This is a genomic window from Streptomyces sp. NPDC059895, assembly GCF_042731035.1.
In the GTDB taxonomy this organism is placed as follows: domain Bacteria; phylum Actinomycetota; class Actinomycetes; order Streptomycetales; family Streptomycetaceae; genus Streptomyces.
This window is the reverse complement of sequence record NZ_JBHWKO010000109.1, coordinates 1-5,926: the sequence shown is the minus strand read 5'-3', so window position 1 is coordinate 5,926 and position 5,926 is coordinate 1. Positions and strand designations below refer to the sequence as shown.

The following is a 5,926-nucleotide window of genomic DNA, read 5'->3' as shown; positions in this document are numbered from 1 at the left end:
CCCTCCAGGCCTTCGACATCGCCTTCGACGGCCGCCTCACCGCGGCCCAGCAGTAACAACCAACCCACGAGTTACACCACTCGCTGGACACACCCGGGCTTGGGGGTGGTGGCCGTGCGGGACATGCGCTGGAGTCGTCGCTGGGCGTGCGGATCTTCCCGGTCAGGCGCTGGGCGGCAGGTGTTGGTGCGGTCTGCGGCCGGGCCGGGTGGAGACTGGCCCGTCGTGGTGCTGGGGCCCGGTGAGGCGAAGTGCCCGCACCATATGAGCCGTTGTCCCACCGGCAGGTGCCCACTGGCGCACCCGGTGCAACTCCGTCCAACTCAATCCGAAGCACTGCTGGTGGAGGATGGCTCACTGAGACGGGCCACAGCCTCCACCCTGGCTCCAGTGCCGCGGGCGCGGCCGGCCAACAGAACGATCAGGAGGGTTGGCACGAGCAGCAGCCCGAAGGAGATCCTGTAGCCGGACAGTTCGGGTGCGCCGGCCCCCAGGGAGGCGTTGAGCGCTGCGGACGACAGCGCCAGGATCGTGATCTGGCCCAGGTTCTGGTTGGTCTGCATCGCGCTGCTCGCGTAACCCTGTCGGCCGGGCGGGCTGTGCGAGAGCGACAGCACGGTCAAAGACGGGTTCAGCAGGCCCATGCCGACGGCCGCCACCAGCATCGCGGACGCGGCGGTGAGCTTCGGCGTCCCGGGCAGCGTCCCGGCTGCGGCGAGCACGACCGCCCCCATCATGGCAATCGCGCCGGCGGTGACCAGATGGTGCCGTGGCCGGTTCTCCAGCAGCCGTCCTTGCACCCAGGAAGCGGCTGCCCACGACATGGCGGCACCCGTGAAAGCGAGGCCGATGACCACCGTCGGTGCATGCCGTTCGTCGATCAGCATCAGAGGTACGAACGCCTCGATCGTGAAGTAGGTACCGCAGGACAGGCCCTGCAGCAGCACCGTGGCCGGCAAGCCTCGGGCAGCCTGCCACGTACCCACGGGCAGCAGCCGCGGCGTGAAGACCACGAGCAGGCCGAGCCCACCCACCAGGAACGGCAGATGCCGGACGTCCCAGTCCGACACGCCGTACTGCCCCAGCGCGGCGCCCAGACTCACCATCACCGCGAGCAACAGCGGAGGGCGCGACGGATGGCCCTCCGACGGCTCGACGGCTCCCGCCCAGGAAGGACCTCGCAGCACGACCACCAGCGCAAGCGCCGGCAGCACCGTCAGCCCGGCCAGGCCGAAGAACACCGCCCGCCAGGACCACCACTCGGACACCAGCCCGGCCACCGGAGGGCCCACCAGCGACGGGACGATCCAGCACGCGCTCATCAGGGCGAGCGCACGGGGCCGCAGACGTTCCGGGTACGCCTGGCCGATGGCGGTGTTGATCGATACCGCCACCATCCCAGCCGCCAGCCCGTCCAGGAAGCGACCGCCCGCGAGCTGCCAGACGGAGGTGCTGGTGGCCGAGACAATCAGGGTGACCACCGCCAGGGCCATTCCCAACGCCAGCGGTCTGCGTGCCCCAGAACGGTCCGCCCAGTGGCCGCCCAGAACCCCACCCAGCAGACTCGCCGTCACGAAGCAGCCCGCCACCAACGGGAACAAGGAGACCCCGTCCAGGTCCCGCGCCGCCGTCGGCAAGCTGGGTACCACCGCCAATGCCGCCAACCCGGTCAGGAACATCACCGCAGCAAAACTGGCGGTGGCGGATACATAGGTCCGGGAGAACAGCCCCTCTTCAGCGGTTTCGGACTGCGCCGGCGCACCATCAGCCATCGTCGTCCGCCCGCTGCCCGCCGTCGTAGCCGGTGCCACGGGAATCGCAAGCAGGCCACTCGATTAGTGCCGTCGGACCACTAGTCACAGCTGCACAAGCTATTCGGCTCACGCGACCACACACCACTCGTTTTCGGGCTGCCCCAAGACCCAAGAGTGCAGAACCAGCGTATGTGGGGTGCCCAAACTTGAGCCCACTGAACCGGACCCAACTGGGAAACGATCACACGGCAGATGGGAAGCGACCTTCAAACCACTCCCTCAGCCGCAGACCAACCCCACTCGTGAACCCCCTCCCTCAGCACGTGCTGGATGTCGATGCCGTTGGGGGTGGCTATTCAGGCCCTGGCCTCGGTGCGGGTCCCGCGTTGCGGAGGCTGTGTTCGATGAGGCCAGGTTGGTCGATGGTGCCGGTGTAGCGCAGGGCCGCCCCGACGGACAGGCCGAACAGGTCGCAGATGCGGCGGGGGTCGCCACCGGTGGCCTCGGCCTCGTGAAGGAGGCGGTCCTCCCGGAGCCGGCTGATGGGCATGCCGAGCACGTCGTTGATCCAGACATGACTAACCGGCTCCATGCCGCAGCCCGTGGTCTGGGAGACGAACAGGTGGGGGTTGGCGGTGCGGGGCCAGCGGCGGTTTCGGTAGTTCAGGTAGGCCGCCAAGCGGATACGCACGGGGTCCGCAAGCAGGACAGTCCGGTTTAGCAGGAACAGTCGCCCGTCGCGCAGGTCGGTGGTCTTCAGGCTGCGTAGTTGCCCGGAGGTGAGCGCGTGGAAGATGGCCAGGGCGGCCAGGGCGGCCCGCGGTACCTCCTGGTCGTGGAGGACTTTACGGAGGGCGTCAACCTCGACAGGCAGTGGGATGGTGGGGGTCGGCATGCCGCAGAAGATCCGGGCGGTGGGGTCGGTGAAGATGATCCGCCGGTTCTTCAGTGGCCGCAGGATATGCCGCAGGCCCTGGAGCATGTCGACGCGTGGGGTTCCGCTGTCGGGCAGGACAGCGACGATGTCGGCACGGGTGATGGACCTCAGTGAGTCCTTGCCCTGGTCCGCCCACGTTCGCAGGGCGGGCAGCGCTTTCGTCACCATCCGCTGAATCCACCGGTGCGGCCGCGCTTTGACGCGCGGCACGGTGGTGCTGCCGGACAGTTTCAGTTCGAACCAGGTGGTGAGTTCGCCGAGCATCGGTTCGGGAAGGCCAGCGGTGCGCTCGCGGAACCAGAGGACGATGTTCGGCGTGCGGTCGTCGTCCAGCATGTCGAGCTGGGCCAGCATCTTCAGCAGGGGTCTGACCGGGAGGAGCAGGTCACGTAGCAACAGGACGTCGGATGCCCGGAACCGGGCGCCGGGTGTCTCCTGGATGCTCAGTAGGACGCGTAGTCCGCGGTCCAGGCCCCAGGCGGTGTTGTACTCCAGCCCGCGGTGTTGCGCGTAGTCGTCGACTGCGGCCTTCAGCGCCGCTGCAACCTCGGGTGCGTCAACGTCGGGGAAGCCGCGCTCTTGGCCGCGCCGCAGGTCCCGGCCGGACGGGGGGAACAGGGCGAGCTGTCGGTGCCTTGCTGGCACCAGTGGGGGCGGAGGCTGCGGGGCCGGCTCGGGCCGACGGCGCGAAGACTTCGGGTTCAGCAGCTGCAAGCGTCGTTCGGTGTCCGCGAAGTAGAGCTGCTGCCCGTGTCGGTTCGCCCCTTCCAGGTCCAGGTCGTGGCGGCGGGGCCGCAGCATCTAGGCTTGCTTGGTGCACAGCCGGCACGCCCCGGTCTCGCCCAGGTGAAGGACGCGGCCGCAGGTCCGGCACGGGCTGGCGTTCGGATAGAGCCGGCGCCAGCCACGGCACCCTACGCACATCCGGCCGTAGCGTCGCAGCATCCCCCAGGCGAAGCAGTCCGGGCAGGACGCCGGACGCTCCGCTGACGAACCGCGGTAACAGTTACGGCACTTGAATGCCGTCCAGTAGTCCTCCGTCGATCCGCACTGACGGCAAGGTGGCGGGTCGCACGGCTGCGGTCGGCAGCGGTGGCAGTACTTCGCGCCCTGGCTGGACACCGGCCGCTGCCGGCACCGCGGACAGGTTCGCGGCGGCGCCATCAGAGCGGCGGAAGGGTCCGGCCGCGGCCCAGCCGTGGCACTACCGACGTGGACCCGGTCGCCGCCTGCGGCTCGGCCTGCGGCCTCCTGGCTGCCGCCACCTCCGGCTCGTGGATCAGGAGGTCCGCCGTGGTGCACTTCAGCACCAGGCAGATGATGTCCAAGTCATCGAGGCGGACCGTCGTGGGTGTCCCCGTCCACAGCGCCGACATCTTGCCCGTGCTGATCTCCAGCCCGGCCTCCGCCAGGCGTCGGCGCATCTCGGTGGACTTCCAGATCCCCCGCTCGGCAGCCTTCATCCGCAAGTTCCAGCGCATATCCTCTTCCTCAGCCCAGGCCCAGCCGGGTCGTGACCCGCTGGTTCGCCGTCGCCCACGTCTGCTCGATGTGGTTCTCGTGTACGTGGATGTACCGGGTCGTAGTGGACAGCCATTCGTGGCCCAAAAGCTCCTGGACCGCCTTCAAGTCGACGCCTTGCAGGTAGAGCGAGGACGCACAGAAGTGTCGTAGCACGTGCGGTGTCAGGCGTCCGGACCACGCGGGCAGGAAGGTCCCCACGGCGCCCTTCAGACCCGACCGCAGGGCGTCGTCACCGGCCCGGAGGCAGAACCCCGTGAGGGAATCGCGGCGCTCGCTGGGGAACATCGGGGCGTCGGGGTTGGCGTAGTCGTCACCGAACTGGTGCCGTACATCGCCGAGCCACCAGTCCATCAGGGCGTCCGTCGAGTTGATGGCGGGCACCAGTCGGCCCTTCGGTCCCCGCCCGCGACTGCCCTTGCCGTGCCGGACGTGCAGCTTGCCGAAGTCGCCCAGGTCCGGCCGCCAGTCCCGGATGTCCAGCTTGAGCGTCTCGGTCATGCGCGTCCCGACCCGCCGCCACAGCGAGGCGACCATGTAGTCCCGGGCAGCGGGCAGGAACTTCCTCGCCCCGCCCAAAGACTCCCGCCAGCCGTTGAACAACTGGTCCACCTCCGCCTCGGACGGCGGAATCCGCTGCGTTCCGTACTCGCTCTTGGCCGGCCGGTTGAACTCGTCGATCGGCTGCACCAGCACATGACCGGTCAGCGCGTGGATGTCACCCTGGTAGCGGGCGATCAGGAAGTCGAAGAACTGCGCGAGCGTCCACGCCCTGGTCTGGACGGTGCTGTGCGCCAGCCGCTTGACCTTGCGCTGATCCGCGAGGAACCGGTCTGCGTCCTCAGGGCCAGTGGTCCACACCGGCCGACCGAGAAACCACACGAACTCGAAGATCGCACGACGGTCGTCAGCAATCGAACTGTCCGCCATCCCGGCGCCGACCCCGGCAAGCAGGAACTGGTCGACCAGCTCCTGCTCAAAGTCCTCGTACTCCTGTGCCGTCGCCAGCCGCCTCGGTGTTCCGATCGACCGGACGACCGCGAGCGTCATCGACGCCTCAGCTCACTGCAAACGGCCATGCGTCATGGATAGCGGCAGACCGTCAGGAATTTCGACGGAACGTCGAACTCTCCAGACGATCGAGTGAACCCCCGCTCACCAGTACCGCAGGTCAGAAGAGGATGGCCTGTACAGCAAGAACTCACGGGAGTCCCGACAGCCTACTCCAACCCCTTCGACCACACGGAGGAGACTGCCGCAGCGTGACAACGACAGGCCACGCTCGGTTTCCAGGCCCTAGTAGGACTCCGTTAGGTCTGTCTCGCGGTCCTGTTTCAGGGCATGTTGGGTGGGTGGACGCACATGAAGTGAACCGTGCTCGGGCGACGTTGGCGTTATTCGTCGCTGACGTGTTCTCGTCGGTGCCGCGCAAGGATCAGCGGGCGAAGGGCGACTGCTATCTGCGGGGGCTGATGCTGGACGGGCGGCGGAAGTCGATCCAGCCGATGGCGGAGCGGCTGCCGGACGGCAACGAGCAGAACCTGCAGCAGTTCGTGAACCAGTCGACCTGGGATCCGGTGCCGGTGCGGCGGCAGATCGCGGAGCGGATGGTGCCGAGAATCGGCCCGGATGCCTGGGCGGTCGATGACGTGTCCTTTCCCAAGGACGGCCGGATGTCGGTGGCGGTCGCGCACCAGTACTGCGGGGCACTGGG

Annotated in this window: 5 protein-coding genes; 1 reads left to right on the top strand and 4 read right to left on the bottom strand. The window is 68.1% G+C overall.

The window, feature by feature from the left end; genetic code table 11:
* Nucleotides 1-323 precede the first annotated feature (323 nt).
* From ACFV9M_RS41640 to ACFV9M_RS41625, 4 genes are all read right to left on the bottom strand, one after another.
* Nucleotides 324-1,772, bottom strand: coding sequence for an MFS transporter (locus tag ACFV9M_RS41640; protein ID WP_385079635.1), 1,449 nt, complete (start codon nt 1,770-1,772; stop codon nt 324-326).
* A gap of 334 nt (nt 1,773-2,106) precedes the next feature.
* A complete protein-coding gene (locus ACFV9M_RS41635) occupies nt 2,107-3,492 on the bottom strand; it encodes a hypothetical protein (RefSeq protein ID WP_385079638.1) in 1,386 nt (461 codons plus the stop codon).
* A gap of 362 nt (nt 3,493-3,854) precedes the next feature.
* Nucleotides 3,855-4,172, bottom strand: coding sequence for a helix-turn-helix domain-containing protein (locus ACFV9M_RS41630; protein ID WP_385079641.1), 318 nt, complete (start codon nt 4,170-4,172; stop codon nt 3,855-3,857).
* 10 nt (nt 4,173-4,182) lie between these two features.
* Nucleotides 4,183-5,262: a tyrosine-type recombinase/integrase gene (locus tag ACFV9M_RS41625; protein ID WP_385079644.1), complete on the bottom strand. Its 1,080-nt coding sequence runs from the start codon at nt 5,260-5,262 to the stop codon at nt 4,183-4,185.
* Between the two features lie 302 nt (nt 5,263-5,564).
* Here ACFV9M_RS41625 and ACFV9M_RS41620 point away from each other — a divergent pair.
* Nucleotides 5,565-5,926 (top strand): transposase (locus ACFV9M_RS41620; RefSeq protein WP_385074042.1); only part of this gene is annotated, 362 nt, incomplete at its 3' end.